At 65.8% G+C, this 22,315-nt stretch carries 21 protein-coding genes; 13 read left to right on the plus strand and 8 right to left on the minus strand.

Features of this window, described 5'->3' with window-relative positions:
• The first annotated feature begins 128 nt into the window (after nucleotides 1–128).
• The 7 genes from HSX14_RS15335 (at nucleotide 129) to HSX14_RS15370 (ending at nucleotide 7,150) form a co-directional block, all read left to right on the plus strand.
• The gene (locus tag HSX14_RS15335; RefSeq protein ID WP_173175478.1) at nucleotides 129–1,178 is read left to right on the plus strand and encodes a putative 2-aminoethylphosphonate ABC transporter ATP-binding protein; all 1,050 of its coding nucleotides are present in this window, start codon (nucleotides 129–131) and stop codon (nucleotides 1,176–1,178) included.
• Nucleotides 1,178–2,890 (plus strand): putative 2-aminoethylphosphonate ABC transporter permease subunit, encoded by a 1,713-nt coding sequence (locus HSX14_RS15340; RefSeq protein ID WP_173175476.1) that lies wholly within the window; start codon nucleotides 1,178–1,180, stop codon nucleotides 2,888–2,890. Before HSX14_RS15335 ends, HSX14_RS15340 begins: the two co-directional genes overlap by 1 nt.
• Before the next feature lie 15 nt (nucleotides 2,891–2,905).
• Nucleotides 2,906–3,733 carry a phosphonoacetaldehyde hydrolase gene (phnX, locus tag HSX14_RS15345; protein ID WP_173175474.1) on the plus strand — a complete coding sequence of 276 codons (828 nt, stop codon included), beginning with the start codon at nucleotides 2,906–2,908 and terminating at the stop codon, nucleotides 3,731–3,733.
• Nucleotides 3,734–3,781: 48 nt separating this feature from the next.
• Nucleotides 3,782–4,801 (plus strand): putative 2-aminoethylphosphonate ABC transporter substrate-binding protein, encoded by a 1,020-nt coding sequence (locus tag HSX14_RS15350; RefSeq protein WP_173175472.1) that lies wholly within the window; start codon nucleotides 3,782–3,784, stop codon nucleotides 4,799–4,801.
• Nucleotides 4,802–4,889: 88 nt separating this feature from the next.
• Nucleotides 4,890–6,020 carry a TIGR03364 family FAD-dependent oxidoreductase gene (locus HSX14_RS15355; RefSeq protein WP_173175470.1) on the plus strand — a complete coding sequence of 377 codons (1,131 nt, stop codon included), beginning with the start codon at nucleotides 4,890–4,892 and terminating at the stop codon, nucleotides 6,018–6,020.
• 468 nt (nucleotides 6,021–6,488) lie between these two features.
• Nucleotides 6,489–6,740: a hypothetical protein gene (locus HSX14_RS15365; protein WP_173175468.1), complete on the plus strand. Its 252-nt coding sequence runs from the start codon at nucleotides 6,489–6,491 to the stop codon at nucleotides 6,738–6,740.
• 113 nt (nucleotides 6,741–6,853) lie between these two features.
• Nucleotides 6,854–7,150, plus strand: a complete 297-nt coding sequence (locus HSX14_RS15370; RefSeq protein WP_173175466.1) for a YgaP family membrane protein — start codon at nucleotides 6,854–6,856, stop codon at nucleotides 7,148–7,150.
• 286 nt (nucleotides 7,151–7,436) lie between these two features.
• On the opposite strand, the gene HSX14_RS15375 is transcribed toward HSX14_RS15370, so the two are convergent.
• From HSX14_RS15375 to HSX14_RS15385, 3 genes are read right to left on the minus strand one after another with little or no spacing between them, the layout of a single operon-like run.
• Nucleotides 7,437–10,523: an efflux RND transporter permease subunit gene (locus HSX14_RS15375; protein WP_173175464.1), complete on the minus strand. Its 3,087-nt coding sequence runs from the start codon at nucleotides 10,521–10,523 to the stop codon at nucleotides 7,437–7,439.
• Nucleotides 10,520–11,617 carry an efflux RND transporter periplasmic adaptor subunit gene (locus HSX14_RS15380; protein WP_173175462.1) on the minus strand — a complete coding sequence of 366 codons (1,098 nt, stop codon included), beginning with the start codon at nucleotides 11,615–11,617 and terminating at the stop codon, nucleotides 10,520–10,522. Before HSX14_RS15380 ends, HSX14_RS15375 begins: the two co-directional genes overlap by 4 nt.
• The gene (locus HSX14_RS15385; RefSeq protein ID WP_173175460.1) at nucleotides 11,610–12,791 is read right to left on the minus strand and encodes an efflux RND transporter periplasmic adaptor subunit; all 1,182 of its coding nucleotides are present in this window, start codon (nucleotides 12,789–12,791) and stop codon (nucleotides 11,610–11,612) included. The genes HSX14_RS15380 and HSX14_RS15385 overlap by 8 nt, the downstream gene beginning before the upstream one ends.
• A gap of 189 nt (nucleotides 12,792–12,980) precedes the next feature.
• On the opposite strand from HSX14_RS15385, the gene HSX14_RS15390 reads away from it, so the two are divergent.
• On the plus strand, nucleotides 12,981–13,208 hold the full coding sequence (locus HSX14_RS15390; protein WP_173175458.1) for a hypothetical protein: 228 nt from the start codon (nucleotides 12,981–12,983) through the stop codon (nucleotides 13,206–13,208).
• Between the two features lie 143 nt (nucleotides 13,209–13,351).
• Here the strand turns inward: HSX14_RS15390 and HSX14_RS15395 are convergent, their stop codons facing one another.
• From HSX14_RS15395 to HSX14_RS15405, 3 genes are all read right to left on the minus strand, one after another.
• Nucleotides 13,352–13,537: a DUF2188 domain-containing protein gene (locus HSX14_RS15395; RefSeq protein WP_230428046.1), complete on the minus strand. Its 186-nt coding sequence runs from the start codon at nucleotides 13,535–13,537 to the stop codon at nucleotides 13,352–13,354.
• 165 nt (nucleotides 13,538–13,702) lie between these two features.
• Entirely contained in the window at nucleotides 13,703–13,927 is a 225-nt protein-coding gene (locus tag HSX14_RS15400; RefSeq protein WP_173175456.1) for a hypothetical protein, read from the minus strand.
• Nucleotides 13,928–13,929: 2 nt separating this feature from the next.
• On the minus strand, nucleotides 13,930–14,205 hold the full coding sequence (locus HSX14_RS15405; RefSeq protein WP_173175454.1) for a hypothetical protein: 276 nt from the start codon (nucleotides 14,203–14,205) through the stop codon (nucleotides 13,930–13,932).
• A 556-nt stretch (nucleotides 14,206–14,761) separates the two neighbouring features.
• Between HSX14_RS15405 and HSX14_RS15410 the strand changes: the two genes are divergently transcribed.
• The 5 genes from HSX14_RS15410 (at nucleotide 14,762) to HSX14_RS15430 (ending at nucleotide 18,090) form a co-directional block, all read left to right on the plus strand.
• Entirely contained in the window at nucleotides 14,762–15,070 is a 309-nt protein-coding gene (locus HSX14_RS15410) for a hypothetical protein (RefSeq protein ID WP_173175452.1), read from the plus strand.
• A gap of 60 nt (nucleotides 15,071–15,130) precedes the next feature.
• On the plus strand, nucleotides 15,131–15,433 hold the full coding sequence (locus HSX14_RS15415; RefSeq protein ID WP_173175450.1) for a hypothetical protein: 303 nt from the start codon (nucleotides 15,131–15,133) through the stop codon (nucleotides 15,431–15,433).
• A 178-nt stretch (nucleotides 15,434–15,611) separates the two neighbouring features.
• Nucleotides 15,612–16,310, plus strand: a complete 699-nt coding sequence (locus HSX14_RS15420) for a hypothetical protein (RefSeq protein ID WP_173175448.1) — start codon at nucleotides 15,612–15,614, stop codon at nucleotides 16,308–16,310.
• A gap of 259 nt (nucleotides 16,311–16,569) precedes the next feature.
• Nucleotides 16,570–17,268 carry a hypothetical protein gene (locus HSX14_RS15425; protein WP_173175446.1) on the plus strand — a complete coding sequence of 233 codons (699 nt, stop codon included), beginning with the start codon at nucleotides 16,570–16,572 and terminating at the stop codon, nucleotides 17,266–17,268.
• 129 nt (nucleotides 17,269–17,397) lie between these two features.
• Nucleotides 17,398–18,090: a hypothetical protein gene (locus HSX14_RS15430; protein WP_173175444.1), complete on the plus strand. Its 693-nt coding sequence runs from the start codon at nucleotides 17,398–17,400 to the stop codon at nucleotides 18,088–18,090.
• A gap of 148 nt (nucleotides 18,091–18,238) precedes the next feature.
• Here HSX14_RS15430 and HSX14_RS15435 read toward each other — a convergent pair whose 3' ends face one another.
• Together HSX14_RS15435 and egtB are read right to left on the minus strand one after the other, a co-directional pair.
• Nucleotides 18,239–19,558: a hypothetical protein gene (locus tag HSX14_RS15435; protein ID WP_173175442.1), complete on the minus strand. Its 1,320-nt coding sequence runs from the start codon at nucleotides 19,556–19,558 to the stop codon at nucleotides 18,239–18,241.
• Between the two features lie 372 nt (nucleotides 19,559–19,930).
• Complete coding sequence (gene egtB / locus HSX14_RS15440) at nucleotides 19,931–22,045, minus strand: ergothioneine biosynthesis protein EgtB (RefSeq protein WP_173175440.1); 2,115 nt, start codon at nucleotides 22,043–22,045, stop codon at nucleotides 19,931–19,933.
• Between the last annotated feature and the right edge of the window lie 270 nt (nucleotides 22,046–22,315).

Consider the following 22,315-nt stretch of genomic DNA (forward strand, 5'->3'; position numbering starts at 1 on the left):
TCCGCCAATGCCACTATCGGTGGGCTTGGGGTTATCGCCACATGGATTTCGCATTTGCTCCCTAGCATCAGCCTCGTCGAGCCGTACCGCGCTTCCTGCGGTGCGCCAGTGTTCTGCGAGGTCCTGTCATGTCCGCCACCCCCTATCTGCAGGCTTGCGAAATGCGCAAGCGCTTCGGCAGCTTCACCGCCCTGGACGGGGTGTCCCTGGACATCGCCGAAGGCGAGCTGGTGTGCCTGCTGGGCCCCTCCGGCTGTGGCAAGACCACGCTGCTGCGCTGCATCGCCGGGCTGGAGCGGCAGGATGCCGGCGTGCTGCGCATGGGCGGGCGGGACATCTCCCACCTGCCGCCCCAGGCCCGTGACTACGGCATCCTGTTCCAGTCCTATGCGCTGTTCCCCAACCTCAGCGTCGAGCAGAACATCGCCTACGGCCTCACCGGTGCCAGCCGCGAAGAAGCCCGCCAGCGCGTGGCGCAGATGCTCGAACTGGTGGGCCTGACCGGCAGCGAGAAGAAGTATCCCGGCCAGCTGTCCGGCGGCCAGCAGCAGCGCGTGGCACTGGCCCGTGCCCTGGCGCCGTCGCCCTCGCTGCTGTTGCTGGACGAGCCCATGTCGGCGCTGGACGCCCGCGTCCGCGAGCACCTGTGCACCGAACTGCGCCAGCTGCAGAAGCGCCTGGGCATCACCACCCTGATGGTCACCCACAACCAGGACGAGGCCATGCTCATGGCCGACCGCATCGCGGTGATGAACCACGGCCGGGTCGAGCAGTACGACACCCCCGAAGCCATCTACCGGCGTCCGGCCACGCCTTTCGTGGCCAGCTTCGTCGGGCAGGGCAACTGGCTGCCGTTCGAGGGCCGCGACGGTCGCCACGCCCGGGTCGGTGACCTGCGCCTGTGCCTGCCCGAGCAGGCGGGCGAGGGCGCCAGTGGCCAGCTGTTCTGCCGCCCCGAGGCCATTGCCGTGGAGCCCGGCCAGGACGACGACAACCGCTTCCGCGCCCAGGTGCGCGAGATCACCTTCCTCGGCAACCGCTGCCGGGTCAGCTTCGAGCTGGACGCCTTGCCCGGCCACCCGCTGCTGGCCGAGCTGGACCCGGCGCAGATGCCGCGCCTCGGTGGGCCGGACATCTGGGTGGCGCTGCCGTCCCGCAGCCTGCAGGTGTTCGCCTGATGGAGCGCACCCTGGCCCTGCCGCAGAGTGCCCGCCGTCGCCCGGGCGACCTGGGGGACCGCCTGTTCATCCAGGGCGGCAAGTGCCTGTTCCTGGCCTTCCTCGCCGTCGCCGTGGTGCTGCCCCTGGCAGCCATCTTCTGGCGCGGCTTCAGCGGTGAAGCCGGGCAGGGCGGTGGCCTGGTGGCCGCTCGCGAGCTGCTGGCCAGCGCCAACTTCCACTGGCTGCTGGGCAACAGCCTCAAGGTCTCCCTCAGCGTCGCCGCCCTGGTGGTGCCGGTGGCCTACCTGTTCGCCTACGCCCTGACCCGCACGCTGATCCCGGCCAAGGGGCTGTGGCGCGGCATCTCCCTGTTGCCGCTGCTGGCGCCCTCGATGCTGCCGGGGATCGCGCTGATCTACCTGTTCGGCAACCAGGGCCTGCTGCGTGGCTGGCTGCCGGACAACATCTACGGCTTCTGGGGCATCGTCCTGGGCGAGGCCATCTACACCTTCCCCCATGCGCTGATGATCCTCATCTCGGCGCTGTCCCTGGCCGACGGCCGCCTGTTCGACGCCGCCTCGAGCATGGGCGCAGGACCCTGGAAGGCCTTTTGCAGCATCACCTGGCCGGCCACGCGCCAGGCCGTGTTCGCCGCCTTCTGCCTGGTGTTCACCCTGACCATCACCGACTTCGGCGTGCCGGTGGTGGTGGGCGGCGACTACCAGGTACTGGCCCTGGAGGCCTACAAGGCGGTGGTGGGGCAGCAGCAGTTCGGTCGCGGTGCGCTGATCGGCATGGTGCTGCTGCTGCCGGCGCTGCTCAGCTTCGGCGTCGATGCCTGGCTGCGCCGGCGCCAGGGCGATGCCATGAGCGGCCGCGCCCAGGTCCACCAGCCCAAGCCCTCGCGCCTGCGGGATGCCGGCTTCCTCGCCCTGGTGCTGCTGGTCTGCGCCGTGCTGCTGGGGGTGCTGGGCATGGCGGTGTACTCCTCGCTGGTGAAGTTCTGGCCCTACAACCTGTCGCTGTCCCTGCGTCACTACGCCTTCGAGGAAACCGCCGGCGGCGGCTGGCTGGCGTACCGCAACAGCCTGACCCTGGCGACCTGCACCGCGCTGTTCGGCGGCGCGCTGATCTTCACCGGCGCCTGGCTGATGGAGAAGACCCACGGCCAGCGCGCTCTGAACCAGGTGCTGCGCCTGCTCAGCTTCGTGCCCATGGCGGTACCCGGCCTGGTGCTGGGCCTGGGCTACGTCTTCTTCTTCAACCTGCCGGCCAACCCGCTGCACGGCCTCTACGGCAGCATGACGCTGCTGGTGGTGTGCTCCATCGCGCACTTCCTCACCACCGCGCAGATGACCGCCAGCACCGCGCTGCGCCAGCTCGACGGCGAGTTCGAGGCCGCCGCGCTGTCGCTGAAGATGCCGCTGTACCGCCACTACCTGAAGGTGACGGTGCCCATCTGCCTGCCGGCGCTGCTGGACATCGTCCGCTACCTGTTCGTCTCGGCCATGACCACCGTGTCCGCCGCGATCTTCCTCTACAGCCCGGACAGCGTGCTCGCCGCCGTCGCCGTGCTGAACATGGACGACGCCGGCAACGTCGGCGGCGCGGCCGCCATGTCCACCCTCATCCTGCTCACCTCGGCCGCCGTCTCGCTGCTGCTGGCCGGGGCCTCGCGCGGCCTGCTGCGCCGCTCCCAGGCCTGGCGCCAGACCGCGCCCGGCCACTGATCCACGGAGATCCCCATGCATTACCAGACCCCCACGCACCTGCAGGCCGCCATCCTCGACTGGGCCGGCACCGTGGTCGACTTCGGCTCCTTCGCCCCCACGCGGATCTTCGTCGAGGCCTTCGCCAGCTTCGACGTCGAGATCAGCCTGGAGGAGGCGCGCGGCCCCATGGGCATGGGCAAGTGGGACCACATCCGCACCCTGTGCGACGTGCCGGCCATCGCCGCGCGCTTCGAGCGCCGCTTCGGCCGGCTGCCCACGGACGCGGACGTCACCGCGCTCTACGAGCGCTTCATGCCGCTGCAGATCGCCAAGGTCGGCGAATACTCGGCGCTGATCCCCGGCGCCCTGGAGGCCATTGCCGCCCTGCGCGCCAGGGGGATGAAGATCGGCACCTGCTCCGGCTACCCCAGGGTGGTGATGGACAAGGTGGTGGAACTGGCCGCCGAGGCCGGCTACCGCCCGGACCACGTGGTCGCCACCGACGAGGTGCCCAAGGGCCGCCCGAGCCCGGCCCAGGCGCTGGCCAACGTCATCGCCCTCGGCCTCGACGACGTCGCCGCCTGCGTCAAGGTGGACGACACCGAGCCCGGCATCCTCGAAGGCCGCAGCGCCGGCATGTGGACCGTGGCGCTGCGCTTCTCCGGCAACTTCCTCGGCCTCGACTTCGCCGCCTACCAGGCCCTGCCGGCCGAGCACCTGGCCGAGGAGCGCACCCGTATCGACGCGCTGTTCGCGCCGAGCCGCCCGCATTACCTGATCGACACCCTCGCCGACCTGCCGGAGGTGATCGACCAGATCAACGCCCGCCTGGCGCGCGGCGAAACCCCTGCCAACGCATAACCACAGCAAGCCAAACCTGACCCCAGCACACCAACCAAGGAGCTTCACATGTTCAAGCGTCTCGCCTTCGCTGCCGCCGTTGTCGCAGGCTTCGCCCTGCAGGCCCAGGCCGCCACCGAGCTGACCGTCTACACCGCCCTGGAGGCCGAGCAGCTGGCGGCCTACAAGAAGGCCTTCGAGAAGGAAAACCCGGACATCGAGATCAAGTGGGTGCGCGACTCCACCGGCATCATCACCGCCAAGCTGCTGGCCGAGAAGGAACGCCCCCAGGCTGACGCCGTGTGGGGCCTGGCGGCCTCCAGCCTGGCCATCCTCGACCAGCAGGGCCTGCTCGAGCACTACGCGCCCAAGCACCTGGACGCCATCGGCGCCAACTACCGCGACGCCGCCAACCCGCCGGCCTGGGTGGGCATGGACGTGTGGGCCGCCACCATCTGCTTCAACACCGTCGAAGCCGAGAAGCAGGGCCTGACCAAGCCCGGCAGCTGGGAAGACCTGACCAAGCCCGAGTACAAGGGCAAGATCGTCATGCCCAACCCGGCGTCCTCCGGCACCGGCTTCCTCGACGTCAGCGCCTGGCTGCAGACCTTCGGCGAGAAGCAGGGCTGGGCCTACATGGATGCGCTGCACCAGAACATCGGCCAGTACGTCCATTCCGGCTCCAAGCCGTGCAAGCTGGCCGCCGCCGGCGAATTCCCCATCGGCATCTCCTTCGAATACCCGGCGGTGCAGCTGAAGCGCCAGGGCGCGCCGCTGGACATCGTCCTGCCGAAGGAAGGCCTGGGCTGGGAAATCGAAGCCACCGGCGTGATCAAGGGCACCCAGCACGCTGACGCCGCCAGGAAGCTCGCCGACTTCTCCGCCAGCCCCGCCGCCATGGAGCTGTACAAGGAGAACTTCGCCGTCCTCGCCCAGCCCGGCATCGCCAAGCCGCAGACCGAACTGCCCGCCGACTACGAGCAGCGCCTGATCAAGAACGACTTCGCGTGGGCCTCGAAGAACCGCGACTCGATCCTCGCCGAGTGGCGCAAGCGCTACGACGGGAAGTCCGAGAAGCTGCCCCAGTAAGCCCCAGTAAGCCCCAGCCCGCCCGCTTCGCCCTCTCTCTGCTGGGAGAGGGTCGGGGAGGGCGGGCATCGAACTCCAGGAGACACCCATGCCCATCCACGACACCGATATCGCCATCGTCGGCGCCGGCATCCTCGGCCTGTCCCACGCCTATGCCGCCGCCCGGCGAGGCCTCAAGGTCAGCGTGTTCGAGCGCAGCGACCGGCCCCTGGGCGCCTCGGTGCGCAACTTCGGCCAGGCGCTGATCACCGGCCAGGCGCCGGGCCCGATGTTCGCCCTGGCCCGTGAGGCGCGGACGATCTGGGCCCAGCTCGCCGAGGCCGCCGGCTTCCATATCCGCCGCAACGGCTCCTTGCTGTTCGCCCGCACCGAAGCGGAAGAGGCGCTGCTGGAAGCCTTCTGTGCCACCCGCGCCGTCGAGCACGGCTACCGCGTCGAACTGCTGCGCGGCGAGCGCCTGCACGATCTCTACCAGGGCCAGTTCAGCCACCACCGCGTGGCCCTGCATGGCCTGGACGACCAGCAGCTGTACTCCCGCGAAGCCATCCCGGCGCTGGTGAACTACCTGCGTGACGAGCTGGGCGTGACCTTCCATTTCTCCACCCTGGTGCGGGACGTCGAACAGAACCGCGTGCACACCAGCGCCGGCAGTTGCCGCGCGGAGCAGATCATCGTCTGCTCCGGCCACGACTACCTGACCCTGCTGGCCGGGCAGATCGCCCCGCTGCAGCCCAGCGTCTGTCGCCTGCAGATGCTGCGTGCTCGCCCAGCGGTGGACATCGGCCTGCAGCACGCCGTGCTCACCGGCCTCAGTTGCGTGCACTACGGCGCCTTCTCCGACTTGCCGGAAGCCGAAGCCATCCGGGGCCAGATCGAGCAGCACACCCCCGAACTGGAACAGCACGGCATCCACCTGCTGGTCAGCCCCACGCCCCATGGCGAGCTGATCATCGGCGACTCCCATGACTACGGTCGCGACGCTTCACCCTTCAACGCCGAGGCCGTGGACAACCTGATGCTCGACCTCGCCGAACACACCCTCGGCACCCGCCTGCAGGTGCTGGAACGCTGGCAGGGCGTCTACGGCGCTCGCGGTCCCGGCCCGTTCTCGGTGCTCAAGGCCATCCCCGGCGTCACCGCCGTGCTGATGCACACAGGCCTGGGCATGAGCATCGGCCCGGCGCTGGGCGAACGCACGGTGGCGTCGTTGTTGGGGTGAAGTGGGGGGCGGGACATTCCCGTAGGAGCGAGCTCTGCTCGCGAAGCCTTATCGGTGGGCTGAAGCCCACCCTACGCCCACCCCACGCCCGCCCGGGCTGGCAGTAGGGCGGCGCTGCGCACCGCTTGGCGACTGAAGTCGCCCCTACAGTCGCCGCGGCTTGCCTCAGAAGCTCACCTGGGCGGTCTTCGCCAGCGTGGCGAACGGTCCCGACAGCGTCAGGTTGTGATGGCGGATGATCGCCGGGGCATCCAGCGCCGGGGTATCCATGCAGCTGCTGGGGGCGGCGGCGGGCTGTCAATCGCAGCGAGTGGGTGCGGGCAACCGGCATCTGGAGGGCGACGCTCGTCGGCTCGGGCGGTCGGGGCGTGGGGCTGCGCTATGGTGAAGGTCCATGCCCGCTGGGCATCCACTCGAAGGGAGGGCCGTCGCCGTATCCCGCTCCTCCCGCCTAATGGAGGCAGAGCCATGAACAGCAGCAACCAGTGCACCCACCGTGACCACATCATCACCGCGCACCTGATCGAGCACCCGGGCATCCCCACACCCTGGGCCGGTGGCGTGCACATCACCGCCCCCGATGGCAGTCGTACCCGGCGCATCCCGTTGCCGGCCCGTTCGGCCTTCCTCGCCGAGGAGGACAGCGCCCGCCGGGCCTCCCTGGCCCATGGCCGCTGGCTGGTGGACCAGAGCCTCGACCAGGGCCACAAGCCTGCATGAACTGATAGCGGGGCCGCCTTCGCGGTGGTCCCGCGTTCCGCTCGTCCAGCACACTGAACCCCCAAGGCGCCTGGCCAGTCGTTACTACACACCCATAGCGCCAGGAGAACACCATGGTCGCCTTCGAGCCCCAGTCCCGTGAAAACGCTGCCCGCCCTCACAACGTCGAGGGGTGGGAACGCTTCCTGTGCATCGCAGGTGGCCTGGTGATGGTCGGTACCGGTCTGCGCCAGGGCGGCCTGGTCGGGTGGCTGCGTGCCGGCGGGGGTGGCGTGGTGCTTGCCCGTGGGCTCACCGGGCAGTGCCCGGCCAAGCGGGTGATCGCCGAGCGTCGCGAGGAAATCGAAGCGCTCAAGGCGCGCATCGAAGAGGCCGCAGCGAAGTTGGCCGAATTGCATCGCAACGCGTGAATGGCACATCGAGAATGAGTTGGCTCCCACGGGGGTGTGCCCAGGCACGGTCTCGTAGGAGCGAGCTCTGCTCGCGAAGCTTTTGTGTTGTGGCGGTGGGCTGAAACGGAGCGCCGCCTGGTCCTCACTACGGCGGTGCTGCGCGCCGCGCCCCTACAAACTTGCTCATTTCGGACCTTTGCGGGTGCACGCCTGTAGGGTGGATGGCGCTTTTTTCATCCACCGGCGGTGCTCGGCATGGCTCCGATTGGTGGACCGGTAAAGCGTGGTCCACCCTACGGCGCCGTTACGCCTCCTGCGCATGTCGTGCCGGCGGCGTGTCGTCGTCCGGTTCGTGGATGCGGTACCAGGCGACATAGAGGGCCGGCAGGAAGAACAGGGTGAGCAGGGTGGCGATGATGATGCCGCCGATCATGGCGAAGGCCATGGGGCCCCAGAACACCTCGCGGGCGATGGGCAGCATGCCCAGGCTGGCCGCTGCGGCGGTGAGGAGGATGGGCCGGGTGCGGTGGTGGGTGGCTTCGATCACCGCGTCCCAGGGATGGGCGCCTTCGCGATGGAACTCGTCGATCTGGGTCACCAGGATCACCGAGTTGCGGATGATGATGCCGATCAGCGCCAACACCCCGAGTATCGCCACGAAGCCCAGGGGCGTACCCGTGGGCAGCAGGGCGAGCACCACGCCGATCAGCCCCAGGGGGGCCACGCTGGCCACCAGGAACATCTTCTGCACGCTCTGCAGCTGGATCATCAGGAAGGTCGCCATGAGGAACAGCATCAGCGGCACCACCTGGCCGATGGGCCCCTGGGCCTTGCCGCTTTCCTCGACCGTGCCGCCGGGGGTGATGCGGTAGGAGGCGGGCAGCCCGGCGGCGAAGTCGTCCACCTCGGGCTTGAGCCTGGCCATCAGGTCGGTGGGTTGCATGTCGCCGTGGACGCTGGCCTTGAGGGTGATGGTGGGTTTGCGATCGCGGCGCCAGACCAGTGGCTGCTCCAGCTCGTAGCCCACGGTGGCGAAGGCCTTGAGCGGGATGGAGGTGCCGTTGGGGGTGACGATCTGCAGGTTCTCCAGGGTTTCCGGCGAGTTGCGTTCGCCTTCCTCGGAGCGGCCCACCAGGTTGACCAGGTAGATGCTGTCGCGCACCTGGGTGATGGTGGCGCCGGTGACCACGCCGTTCATCATCTGCGCCACGTCCTCGGAGGAGAGGCCCAGCTGGCGCGCCTTGTCCTGGGCGATGTCGATCTTCAGCACGCGGCCGGGTTCGTTCCAGTCGTAGATCATCTCGCCGACGTTGGGGTTGGCATCCAGCCGCGCCGCCAGTGCCATGGCGTACTCGCGCACCTTGTCGATGTCCGGACCGCTGATGCGGTACTGGATCGGCCGCCCCACCGGTGGGCCCATCTCCAGGGGCTGCACGTAGCCGCTGATGCCGACGAACTCGTCGCGCAGGCGCTGCTTGAGGCGGGCGGAGAGGCGCTGTCGCGCCTCCATGTCCTTGGCGACTATCACCAGCTGGCCGTAGTAGGGGTTCTGCAACTGCTGGTCGAGCGGCAGGTAGAAGCGCACCGCGCCCTCGCCGATGTAGGAGCTCCAGCGCTGGATGTCATCGTCGTCCTTGAGCTTGGCCTCGAAGCGATCCATCACCGCGCGGGTCTCGGCGATGCTGCTGTTCTGCGGCAGGTTCAGGTCCACCAGCAGCTCGGGGCGGTCGGAGGAGGGGAAGAACTGCTGCTGGACGAACTGCATGAGGAACAGCGAGCCGCCGAACAGCGCCACGGTCAGGACGATGGTCGCCCAGCGGTGCCCCATGGCCAGGCGCAGGCCGCGGTCCATGAAGCGGGTCATGCGGCCCTTCTTTTCTTCCTTGTGCCTGAGCGTGGCGGGCAGCACGTGCACGGCGATGACCGGGGCGAAGAGCACCGCGACCACCCACGACAGCAGCAGGGCGACGGCGATCACCGCGAACAGGGTGAAGGTGTATTCGCCCGCCGAGCTGGCGTTGAGGCCGATGGGTACGAAGCCGGCCACCGTGACCAGGGTGCCGGTGAGCATGGGGAAGGCGGTGGAGGTGTAGGCGTAGGTGGCGGCGTCGTGCCGCGAGTCGCCCAGTTCCAGGCGGGTGACCATCATTTCCACCGTGATCATGGCGTCGTCCACCAGCAGGCCGAGGGCGATGATCAGGGCGCCGAGGGAGATGCGCTGCATGGTGATGCCGCTGTATTCCATGAACACGAAGACCAGGGCCAGCACCAGCGGGATCGAACAGGCGACCACCAGGCCGGCGCGCACGCCGAGGCTGATGAAGCTCACCACCAGGACGATGATCACCGCCTCGAACAGCGCGCTGGTGAAGCCGCCGATGGCCTTTTCCACCACTTCGGCCTGGTTCGACACCTGGTGCACGCCGACGCCGATCGGCAGTTCGTTGGTGACCTCCTGCATGCGTGCATGCAGCGCCGCGCCGAAGGTCTGGATGTTGCCGCCGTCACGCATGGCCACCGCCAGGCCGATGGCGGGCTCGCCGTTGAAGCGGAACAGCGAGGTGGGCGGGTCCTGGTAGCTGCGCTGGATGCTGGCGAGGTCGGCGAGGCGGTAGAAGCGGTCGTTGATGCGCAGGTTGACCGCCTCCAGGTCCGCCTGGGAGCGGAACTCGCCCGAGGTGCGCACCGAGATGCGCTCGGCGCCGGCTTCGATCACCCCCGAGGGCGTCACGCTGTTCTGCGCCTGCAGGCTCTGCATCACCTGGCGCTGGTCGAGGCCCAGGGCGGCCAGCTTGCGGGTGGAGAAATTGAGGTAGAACACCTCGTCCTGTTCGCCGATCAGCTGCACCTTGCCCAGGTCCTTGACGCTGCGGATGTCCAGGCGTACGCGCTCGACGTAGTCGCGCAGCTGGCGGTAGCTGAGGCCGTCGCCGGTGAAGGCGTAGAGGCTGCCGTAGACGTCGCCGAACTCGTCGTTGAATGCCGGGCCCTGCAGGCCCTGGGGGAATTCGCCGCGGATGTCGTCGATCTTCTTGCGCACCTGGTACCAGATGTCGGGTATCCGGGTGCCGTCGGTGGTGTCCTTGAGGTAGACGAAGACGGTGGACTCGCCCGGCCGCGTGTAGCTCTTCACGTAGTCGAGGCTGTCCAGTTCCTCGAGCTTCTTCTCGATACGGTCGGTGACCTGCTCCAGGGTGTCGTTCACCGTGGCGCCGGGCCAGCGGGTCTGGATGACCATGGTCTTGATGGTGAAGGCCGGGTCTTCCTCGCGGCCCAGTTCGAAATAGGAGAAAACCCCCATCACCAGTGCCACCGCCATCAGGTACCAGGCGAACGACTGGTGGCGCAGCGCCCATTCCGAGAGGTTGAAGCCGCCCTTGGCATCACTCATGGCCGATCCCCTTCATCCAGTTTCACTGCCTGGCCTTCCTTGAGGCTGTTGACCCCGGCACTGACCACCCGCTCGCCATCGGCGAGCCCCTTGCCGACCAGCACGCGCTCGCCTTCGCGGCTGAGCACCTGCACTTCGCGGCGGTGCACGACGGCGGCCTGTTCGTCCACCACCCAGACCTGGCCACGGTCCTCCTGCGCACCGGGTTCCGCACGCACCAGCACGCTGGCCGGCAGGCTGGCGCGCGGGGTCACCGGGCTGCTCAGTTCCACCCGTACCGTGGTGCCGAGGCGGAAGCTGTCCGGGGTCTGTTCCAGGCTCAGGCGCACGCGGCGGGTGCGCGTGGCGGCGTCGGCCTGGGGTGCCATCTCGCGGATGCGCCCGGTGGTGGAGGCGTTCTCCTGCAGCTGGGCGCTGACGAGGAAGGTGGCGTCCTCGGGCAGGGCGGCGACGAGGTCGTCGGGCAGGTCGAACACCGCCTCGCGCACTTCCGGGCGTGCCAGGGTCACCACGTCCTGGCCGGCGGCGACCACCTGGCCGGCCTCGGCGCGCCAGGCGGTGACGACGCCGTCGAAGTCGGTAGTGAGGCGGGTGTAGTCGAGCTGGTCGCTGGCCTGCTGCACCGCCGCGCGGGCCTGGTCGAGGCTGGCGCGGCTGGTCTGCAGGCGGGTACGGGCGGCGTCGAGGTTGGCCTTGGCGCCAACGCCCCGGGCGAACAGCTCCTCCTGGCGGCGGGCATCGGCCTGGGCGTCTATCCATTGCGCTTCGGCGCTGGCGCGGTCGCCCTCGCTGGCACGCAGGCGGTTCTGCTGGTCGGTGGGGTCGAGGGTGGCGAGGAGGGCGCCCTTGGCCACCTTGTCGCCGACATCCACCGCACGCGAGGCGATGCGGCCGTTGGTGCGGAAGCCCAGGGTGGTTTCGTAGCGCGCCTGGATGGTGCCGGCGAAGCGGCCGACGCTCTCCTGGCGCTGGCTCTCCACCACCACGCTGAGCACCGGGCGCGGTGGGGGCGGCGTCTGTTCCTGCTCGCCGCAGCCGGCCAGCAGCAAGGCGCCGAGGGGCAGGAGGCAGGCGATGCGGGTGGCGTCATTCATGGGGCACGCTCCCTTCGACCTGGGGCTGTGGCGCCGGCTCGCCGCGATCCTCTCGCACCGCTGCGGCCTTGTCCGGCTCGGCGGCCTGTTCGGCGCGGGCGATCTCCACCTGCTGGCCGGGGTGCAGCAACTGGCCGCCGGCGATCACCACCCGCTGGCCCGCTTGCAGGCCCTGGCCCACCAGCACCTTGCCGCTGGCGTAGCGAACCGCGCCGACCTTCTGCAGCGCCACCCGCTGGTCATCACCGACCAGCCACACCGCCGGCTCGCGCCCGGCCTTGGTCAGCGCCGACCAGGGCAGCACGACGCCATCGCCGCTGCGCGGCCGCAGGCGGGTGGTGACCACGGCGCCCAGGTTCATCTGTGGCGGCACGTCCTGCAGCGCCACCTTGACCTTGAGGGTGCCGCTCTGCGGGTCGATGGTCGGGGTGATCTCGCGCACCTCGCCCTTGGCGGTCACCTGCGGCTGGCCGAGGAGGGCGACGGTCACGTCCTGGCTCTCCAGCTGCTGGTCGAACAGCGATTCGTAGACGTTGAACACGGCGTCACGCTCGCCCTCGCGGGCGAGGGTGAAGATCGGCACCGTGGCCTGCACCACCTGGCCGACTTCGGCGTGGCGGCTGGTGATCACGCCGTCGGTCGAGGCCTTCAGCTCGGTATAGGCGAGCATGTCGCGGGCGTTTGCGGCCTGGGCCTCGGCGGCGTCCAGGGAGCTGCGGGTGGCACGCAGCTGGGCTTGTGCCTGGTCGAACTCGCTCCGGCTGGTGTAGCCCTTGGGCAGCAGCTTGCGCTGGCGCTCGAAGGCCAGCTCGGCCTCCTTGAGCTGCGCGCGCTGGGCGGTGACGGCCGCATTGGCGGTGTCGAGGTTGCTGCGCTGCTCCTGCGGGTCGAGGCGCGCCAGTACCTGCTGCGCCTGGACCTGGTCACCCACGTCCACCAGGCGTTCGATGATCTTGCCGCCCACGCGGAAGGCCTGCTGGGCCTCGACGCGGGCCTGGATGTCGCCGGTGAGGCGCACTTCGGCGCTGAAATCGGCTTCCTCGATGTTCTGCACCAGGACCCGCTGCACGGGCTTGGGCGTCTCCTGCTCCTGGCAGGCGGCCAACAGCAGTGCGGCCAGGAGGCCGGTTGCGATGCGAACGTTCCTCGATGAGGGGGTATGCAGCGGGTTCATCCCTGGACCAGGCCTCCGGTGGCGAATGCGACGTGAATGGCGCCGAGCGTGCAGCGAAGCGGTGGCGCCAATGGCAATTCGAGGGAAGCGGCAGGAGGAAAGTTCAAGTCGGCAAGGCGCTTGGCAGTGAACTCATCGTCGCTGGCGCCAGTCAGCAGAGAGACACCCGCCAACGCCGAGGTAACCGACATGGCGCACTGGATCATCACCTACCACAAGGACAACAACACCTCGACGCTGGACATCGAGGCGGCGAGCAAACCGGATACGGAGGAGGCCAACCGCCAGTTGCTGGCGTGGGCCGAGGACAACCTGCCTGCCGGGGAGTATGCCGAGAGCGAGGACCACAGCCGCGAGCCGGCGATCCAGTTGCTCAAGCGCTACGGCATCACCATCACCGGCATCTCGCGTGCCTGAGCGTCGAATGCGACAACGCGACCGATCCGGGACGCTCACCTGCAAGGCGTGAGGCGGACGTCCCGGGTCGATCGCGTTTTTCAGTGCCGGCAGGGATCAGTGGCCAGGAGGCCGCTGAAACCCGGGCGAGGCGGTGACGCGCGCTAGTCGCCCGACGAGTCGTAGTAACGCCGGGCGGGCGGATAGCGCAGTTCCTGCTCGACGCTGCCGTCCTCCCCGTGCACCTTCACCGTGCCTGCGCGGTTCTGCATGAAGCTCTCGATGCTCTCGAGCAGTACGGCTTTCTCGCTGGCGGTCTTGGACGGGCGCGTCGCACCTTCCTTGCGCAACTCCCACCCCTTTTCCGTGGGGGAAATGTGATAACAACCCATGTGGATCTCCAGTTCATTCAACGTCGACGGTCTTGATGCCGTTTGCGCCCCCAGGCGCCTCTCAGGGACTTATAGAGCCGGTGCTGCCGGACAGGTTCCGCCTTTGTGCCGAGGCGCGCCCTTTCAGGGCTTGCGGCGGATGCGCCCGCGTGAAGCCTCCCTGGCGAGCGCTGCCAGGCGCTCGGCGTCGCTGCGCAGGATCGCCACCGTGCGGAACAGGGCTTCGCAGAGCTCCTCGTCGTCGATCTTCTGCGCGGCGCTGACCAGCGTGATGCAGGCCACCTGGTTGTTCAGCGAGGCGTCGTGCAGGGTGGTGCGCAATTGCTCGTCGAGCGGGGCGAGGGGCATGGTCAGTCGCCCTCCGGCAGGGCGGCGTCGCCTCCACCCGGGTCCTGCTCGAGCATGCGCTCCAGTTCATCGATCAACTGGCCATTGAGGGCCTCGAACTGTTCGTGGCTGGCCCAGTGGCGGGGGAAGAGGCCGGAGACGATGGTCAGGCGGCCGGTGCGCAGGTCGCGCAGGGACAGCACCACTTCGTCGTCGCGGAACTTGACCACGCACAGGTGGTTGTCCAGCCGGGCATCCAGCCTTTGCTGCAATTCTTCGGCTGAGGGTTGAAAAGCCATGGCTACGTCCAGGTACGGGTGGGTCCATCCAAAAAAGAAGCCCGACGCATGCCGCAGCGACCGGGCCTCAAGTTGGGATACGCGTGAGTTGTTATTGAGAAGTCCGGGAGCGCGTGTGAGTTCAGCCTTATTACGCTGCTGGAAGAGGCCGTTCGTCCGCTGCAATGGTTTCAATATCATCGAGATGACGCGCTGATATCAGGTGATTTCCCGGTCGCCTTCCCGTGCGGAATCGACGAGCACCATGGGTGTGCAGCCCGCCCCTTATCATCGCATCGCGCCTGTTCGCGATCTTGCAAATCGCCCGAATCGTGCAGATCGCCCGTGCAGAATGCATGGGCGCGTCCCCGCTCAAGGATGCGGGTTCCCCGGCTTTTTGGGTGGTTTGCCATCGTGCCGATATCAGGTTGTCGAGGTTTTCCTGTGCAGGGCGGCGAGAGGGTTCAGTGAAACCGCAGAAAACCTGTATTGGCATGTTTATCGCTAGCTGCCTGTGCTCCCCTGGGGGTTGAAGACCTTTTCCGAGCCTGTCTCACCGGCTTCCGGAGGTATCAGGATGATCACGTCCCTCGCTCATCTGACCCTGTACTCGCCCGCACTGGCCGAAGGCGTCGTGCGGCTCGAGCCGCGCGCGGTGACGCTCGACTTCGGCCTGGCGCAGTTCGAGGACTGGGCGGCGCTGGATGGGCTCGCCGGGCACATCAGCTTCGCGGGGGCGGCGCCGGAGAACTGGAACCGTACGCGGCTGATCGAACTGGAGCCGCTGGACCCCGGGCAGGACAAGGCGATTTTCGAGGTGATGGCCGAGCGGCCATCCATCAGGGGCGTGGACGGCGCATCGGTGTTCCCGGTACGCATGCTCTGACCCCCATTGCGCGCGGCCCGAATTCACGCGGCCGGCATGACCGTAACAAGGAGGCTGTTGATGAAAACTGCACTGTCTGGCAAGGAACTGGACCTGATGCTCGCGCGCGCCATCCCCAGTTGCAGGGTGGAAAGCCGGACGCTTACGGACGGCACCTTCAGCCTCTTCGTGCATAACCCGGCGACCCATGAACACTTCACCGTGGCCGGGCTCAACCATGTCGATTACCAGGACCCCAGCGCCGTGTTGCGCCTGGGCAAGCAGGTGTTCGAGGACATGGTGCTGCTCCAGGCCGGCTGCGGCAGCCGGCGCATCGTCAAGCTCGCCAGTGCCCAGGAGCAGGGGATCCGCCAGGCGGGCTGATGCTGTTTCCGCCGGGGCCGATCGTGCCCCGGTGAGCTGCATCACCCACACCCCCGGGCTGCTCCGACTGGAGCGTCTTGTTCCTACATGGGAATAGGACGTTCCAGTCGCTCGTCGCACTCAGCTTAAAAACACACCGGCCGACCTTGAGGGAACACCCCAGAAAGGAGAGGTCGTCATGGAAATCACGAGCAACCTGCCGTTATGGCTCATGCGCTCGGATACCCGGGTCGCCGAAGTGGCCAAGGCGGGCGAGTCAGCCCGAGCACTGGCTCTGCCAGAGGCACTGCCGCAGGAAGATCTGGATCGAGTCATCGAAAGTCATACCTACAACCGGTTGGCGCAATTGCCAACGAAGCCGCAGGTGAGTTTCGATCTTGAGATATGGGCCATCGAACAGGTGACGCGCCCGCCCAAGGACAATGCGCGTCCGCTGGAAATCATCGATGCGGAGCTGAACATGGCGCATGCGGGGTTTCAGGCGATCTACGGCAGCATATTGAGAGAGTTGTCGGGGCGGGAGCCGGTTATGCGTGACGGATTGGTTGGTATATCGGTCGATAGCGCAGGCAACATCATCGTCAGTAATCACAATGGCTTACTCAGGGATGATGTGGCGAAACGGCTGTCTGCACGAATGAACGCTTCCACCGAATTGCTGCAGTACGCCAATCGTTATGTGGAGTTGGCCATCGAGCGTATCGAGTCGGATATGAACGTGGACTTCGATGGGTTCGGCCGTTATCACTTGGACAAAAGCAATTTCTCGAGCGTTGTCAGAGCCCTTGAGTACAACAGCCTTCAGGCCCATCTGATCTCATGGGGTGTCGTACGTTATGGACACTGGACCGAGCGACGGATTCATCCGCCAGCCTAGTTGGAATGTGCGGGCTTATTAGCCCGCACAAAGCTCAAGCATCAACGCTCGCTCTTAAGAAGTGTCTGTTGACATAGATGCCCTAAAACTACGGAATTCTCTGGGCTGCCGACTCCTACACTCGGTTCTTCGTTAAGCCTTAGGTACCATGAGCCGTTCTGTTCCTACAGCGGTATAGGACGCTCTGCAGGCTCTCCCCGCTCAGTTTCAACTCACCCCGGCCGACCTTGAAGGGAATACCCAAAAAGGAGAGGTCGCCATGGAAATCAACAGCAGCCTGCCGCTCTGGACCACCCGCTCGGACACCCGCCTCGCTGAAGTCGCCAAGGCGGCAGAGTCGACGCGCACGGTGGTCACACCCCAGGAACGGTCGCAGGAGGATCTGGACAGCTTTATCGAGGCGCGGACCTATGACCGATTGGGCCAACTGCCGTCAGGTCCGAACGTGGCCAGTGATTTCGAGATATGGATAACCGAGCAAGTAAAGTGCCCACCCAAGGAGAATGCCCGCCCGCTGGAGCAGATCAATGCAGAACTCAACATGGTTCATGCGGGTTTTCAGGAACTCTACGGCAGGATGCTGCGGGAGCTGTCGGGGCGGGAGCCAGTCATGCCTGACGGCATGGTTGGGATATCGGTAGGAGGTGATGGAAAGTTCATCGTGCGTAACCACAACGGGCTACTACGGGATGACGTGGCTCAACGTCTGTCTGCTCGCATGAATGCTTCGCCCGAGCTACTGCAGTACGCCAATCGATATGTGGAGCTGGCCATTGAGCGCATTGAGTCAGACATGAACGTGAATTTCGATGGCTTGGGTCGTTACCACTTGGACAAGGAAAATTTCTCGAGTGTCGTAACGGCCATGGAGTTCAATAGCCTTCAAGGTCATTTGCTTTCATGGGGCGTCATACGTTACGGGTATTGGACGGAACCAAAGCTCTATAGGCCGGAGTGAGAGGCTTCCGGAAACCCAGCCTTGTAGGCTGGGTCCTACTTATAAATGGGCGATCAAGTGGCGATGTACTCTCTCAGTTTTAGCCTGCTCTGGCCGACCTCCTTGTAATACTTGAAAGGAGAGAACGCCATGGAAATCAACAGCAGCCTGCCACTCTGGACCACCCGCTCGGACACCCGCCTCGCTGAAGTCGCCAAGGCGGCAGAGTCGACGCGCACAGTGGCCACACCCCAGGAACGGCCGCAGGAGGATCTGGACAGCTTTATCGAGGCGCGGACATATGACCGGCTGGGGCAATTGTCGTCGGGTCAGAGCGGGGGCGGCGACTACGAGGTCTGGGCCTTGGAGCAGGCGAAGCGTCCATCCAAGGAGAATGCCCGTCCGCTGGAGCAGATCGACGCAGAACTCAATATGGCCCATGCAGGGTTTCAGGAACTCTACGGCAAGATGCTGCGGGAGCTGTCAGGGCGGGAGCCGGTCATGCCAGACGGCATGGTGGGGATATCGGTCGATGGCGACGGGAAGATCATTGTGCGTAACCACAACGGCCTGCTTAGAGATGATGTGGCGCAACGCCTGTCGGCACGGATGAATGCTTCTGAGGAGTTGCTGCGGTACGCCAATCGCTATGTAGAACTGGCAATTGAGCGAGTTGAATCAGATATGAATGTCGATCTGGAGGGGCTTGGTCGCTATCACTTGGACAAAAGTAATTTCGCGGATGCATTCGTGGCGATGGAATTCAATAGCCTCCTCCTTCATCTGTCTCAGTTTGGTGTTGTCCGATATGGGCATTGGAGTGAGCGCAAAATTTATCCGTAGTATAAAATAAGTTCGTGCGGGCTGCTCGCCCGCACGAATCAATTTAGCGTCCGCTACTTATTAGTGATTGCTGGCAAATATGCCCTAGAGTAATGTAGCTCTCAAGGCTGCCAACTCCTATATTTGAATCTTCATGTAGCCTTATAAATCATTGTCCGTAGTTATAATCTGTGCGCCAGGTGTTTTTGTATATTCCAGCGTAATCGATAAAGGTTGTATTCCAGTCGCCATAACAAGACCCTAGGTCTACAGTCCCGTGGGCCCAGCCATTGGCTTCGGTTTTAATTGGATGGGGAATATAGTTTGCTTGGCCGGATCGCAGATGCTTTATCAAGTAGAGTACGGGGGTAATTCCTTTTAATGGGCTTCCGGTGCTATCTGTTAAATACATGGACCATGTCAGTTGGCGATAAGCTTGTGTCGTTAGGTATTTGTACGGACTCGTTGACTGAGCTGAAGCCGGAATCCGCAGGACGTTTGACTCTCCCTCCAAATAATGTTTGCGCATAAATGGCGTTGAGCCAATTGTGAGTCGATAGCGAGGATAGGGGCTCCATGCCACGGCCGGGTTTGGACGGACCCTGACTTGCAAGCGATAGTTGGCTGCGCGTCCTTTGATATTCAATGGCGTGTCTTTTTTCTCCGCCTTCCACGTGCCTTCGTCATAAGTCTCCAACAACCAGCGATTACTCGTCCCAGCTTCCGCTCCCGTCAACATGAGCCGCAGCGTCTGCCCGCGAACACTGGTGAACGCGTAATAGTCGTAGTCCCAGGCACTGTCCGAGTTACCCGTGATGACGTTCAGGGTGTCGGGCAGGACGGTGGCCGACTCGAGGCTGTCGTTGGGTTCATGGGCATCGATCGGGGCGGCGACCAGTGCGCCGAAGCCGACGGGCGAGCCGTCGGAGGCGTGGGCGTTCATCAGCCAGTAGTAATGACCGGGTGGCGTGACGGCGAGGATCGATTCGTCCGCATTGCCGGGTTGGTTGGAATGCCCGACCAACTGGAGGTTGCCGTTGCCGATGTCTCTCAACAGGAAGAGTTCGAAGTCAGTGCCTGGGCTCTGCTCGGTGACGACGGCTTCGGTCTTGGAATGCTGGCCGATTTCGAAGTGGTAGCAGTAGCTGCCGCCTTGTTGCACACCGGAAAGGGTGTACAGCTGGTTGATCGAAAGCGAGGTACACAGCGGGGTGTAAGCATTGCTGCGTGCTTGCAGGCCGTTGCTTCTGCTGATGGGAGGTTTGGGCGCATCCGCTTTCGGTACTGATGAGACCGGGGGAGTAGCGGGGAGGTTGCCGGGTAATGGCACCTGCCGCAGGACGGCAGGTGGCGCGAAATGGGACTCGGCGGTAAGGGTGCTACCCGGCGGAAGCCTGGGGGTGTCGGCCAGTGCATTGGAAGCCTGGGCGCCAAGCATGGCCAGCAGCAATAGCTGGGGCGCGTGGAGCGTGGTTTTGAGGGCTGGCATCGGCTTCATCCTTGTGTCTGTGAAAGGGCGAGCGCAGATGCTAGGGCGACCCCGTCGATCACCTTCCGGTGGGGGCGTCAGTGGTTTTTTCCGCTGTTGTGGAGCAGGTGTTTGTATTGCAAGGGGTTGCGGGAGATGAGTAAGGAAATCTGACCGGCAGATTGCCCGCAGGCACATCAGGCTCAGGCCTGTTCCTTCACGGTGATAGGCGCAATGACGGGGTGGCCATGCCGCTGTCGGTAGGCACGGCCTGGGTCGCAATGGCATGCATCGTAGCGATGAGATCGCCCAGGCAGATGCTCATGTGCGAAGACGGCGTTGGTGTATGAGGCTGAGCCGGGCGCCTGCCAGCTTCAGGTGCCCTCAGCAGCCTCAACCACTCTCCAACACGAATATCCCCACCTGCGGTTCCGGGCTCAGCCAGTGGCGGGCGAGGCGCCAGCCGGATTCGGCGGCCATCTCGGCGATGCCTTCCAGGCTGTACTTGTGCGAGCACTCGGTGTGCAGGCGCTCCCCGGCGGTGAAGTGGAAGCGCCGGCCGGCGGCGCGGACTTCCTGCTCGTGAAGGCTGACCAGGAACATCTCCATGCAGCGGTCCTGCGCGTTCCAGCGCGCCAGGTGGGCGAAGGCGTCGAGGTCGAAGTCGCCATCCAGTTCGCGGTTGATGCGAGCGAGCAGGTTCTTGTTGAACTGTGCGGTGATGCCGTCGGCGTCGTCGTAGGCGGCCTCCAGCGTGGCGACATCCTTCTGCATGTCCAGGCCCAGGATCAGGCGTGAGTCGCGACCGAGGAAGCGGCGCACCGAGCGCAGGAAGCGCAGCGCCTCCGCCGGGCTGAAGTTGCCCAGGGTCGAGCCGGGGAAGAAGGCCACCCGTGCCCGGGAGGCGGCCGCTTGCGGCAGGTGCGGCAGGTGGGTGAAGTCACCCACCTGGGGCAGTACGCAGAGATCCGGATAGGCGCCCAGCAACATGGCGGTGGCCTTGCGCAGGGCCGACTCGCTGATGTCGATGGGCAGGTAGAGGCCGATCTGCGGTGCCGCGTCCAGCAGCAGTCGGGTCTTCAGGCTGGCACCGCTGCCGAACTCCACCAGCGCCGCGCCAGGTGGGATGACCGCTGAAAGCTCCCTGGCGATATCGCCCAGCAGTGCCGTTTCCATGCGCGTGGGGTAGTACTCGCGGGTGCGGCAGATGGCTTCGAACAGCTCGGAACCGGCGGCGTCGTAGAAGTACTTCGGCGGCAGGCTCTTGTTCGGCGCCCCGAGCCCGCTGCGCACGTCCTCGGCGAAGCCTTCGTGCTCGCTGGCCTGCTCGTCGGCGCGGGCGTCGCGGGCCAGTCGCAGGCCGGAGAACATCCAGCGCTGGGCCGGGTAGAAGAAATTGCGGTAGCTGGGCCGTGCGTGGCCGGCCGGGGTGATGCTGGCGCCGCCGCGCAGGACCATCTGGCTGACCATGAACTTGCCGTTGTACTCGCCCACCGCGCCGGCGGAGGGATGGAAGCCGGGGTAGGGCAGGTAGGCGCTGCCGGTCCACTGCCAGGCGCAATCCTCCACCTGGCCAAGCAGCCCCGCGCGCGCCGCGACTTCCCATTCCGCTTCGCTGGGCAGGCGGGCGTCCGCCCAGGTCGCGTAGGCGCAGGCTTCGTAGTAGCTGATGTGGGTCACCGGTGATGTCGGCTGCAGCGGGCGCAGGCCACCGAGGCCCATCTCCATCCAGCCCGTTCCATCCTGCCGCCAGTACAGGGGGGCTTCCCAGCCTTCTTCCTGAACTTTTGCCCAGCCTTCGGAGAGCCAGAGGTCGGCGCGGGAGTAGCCGCCTGCCTCGATGAACGCCAGCCATTGGCCGTTGCTCACCAGGCGGTCGGCGATCTGGAACGGGGGCAGGAATACCTGATGGCGCGGCCCCTCGTTGTCGAACGCGAAGCCCTGGCCGTCGTGGCCGATCTCCACCAGGCCGCCGGCGAGGGCGACGAAGCGCGCCGGCCGGTCGCCACCCGGCTCGCGCCAGCGGGTGTCGTAGGCCGGGTGCAGGGGCGAGCGGCTGAACAGGTGCAGCAGGTCCATGAGCAGCAGTTCCTGATGCTGCTGCTCATGGGCCAGGCCGAGCTCCACGAGGGCGCCCAACTCGTCCGTGATGCCGTCCTGCAGCAGTGCATGCATGTGTTCGTCGATGTAGCGGCGGTAGGCCATGACCTGCGACACCGGTGGTCGGGTCAGCAGCCCGCGCTGGGGGCGCGGCTGGCGTGGGCCGAGGGCCTCGTAGTAGGAGTTGAAGAGGTAGGCGAAGCCCAGGTCGAAAACCTTGTAGTCCGCGATGTTCGGCGCCAGCAGGAAGGTTTCGAAGAACCAGGTGGTGTGCGCGAGGTGCCATTTGGCCGGGCTGGTATCGGGCATGGACTGCACGACCATGTCCTCTTCGCTCAGGGGCGCCACCAGGGATTCGCTGTGGCCACGGACTTGCAGGTAGCGGTCGAGCAGTGCGGTGCGGTTCATCGGGCTCTCTCAGTGCTGATGGCAGGACTGTTGGATGCACGTGATGGCATGCCCGAACGGCAGGCAGGGCAGCAGGCCCCGAAGAGCGGGGTCATAGGGTCTGATGCCTTGGGGGCGAGGAAAGTTCGTGTGGTTTCGCCATCCGGAGCGAGCGGCGGCGGCATGCTCCGAGGTCAGGTTGCGCCCCGTTCCAGAGGGCCAGGCAAGGCCATGCTCCAAGAGCTTAAGGTTGATTTTATTTTTAGATATCTTTCATAAATCATTGATAAA

The organism is Pseudomonas tohonis, from assembly GCF_012767755.2.
Taxonomy (GTDB): domain Bacteria; phylum Pseudomonadota; class Gammaproteobacteria; order Pseudomonadales; family Pseudomonadaceae; genus Metapseudomonas; species Metapseudomonas tohonis.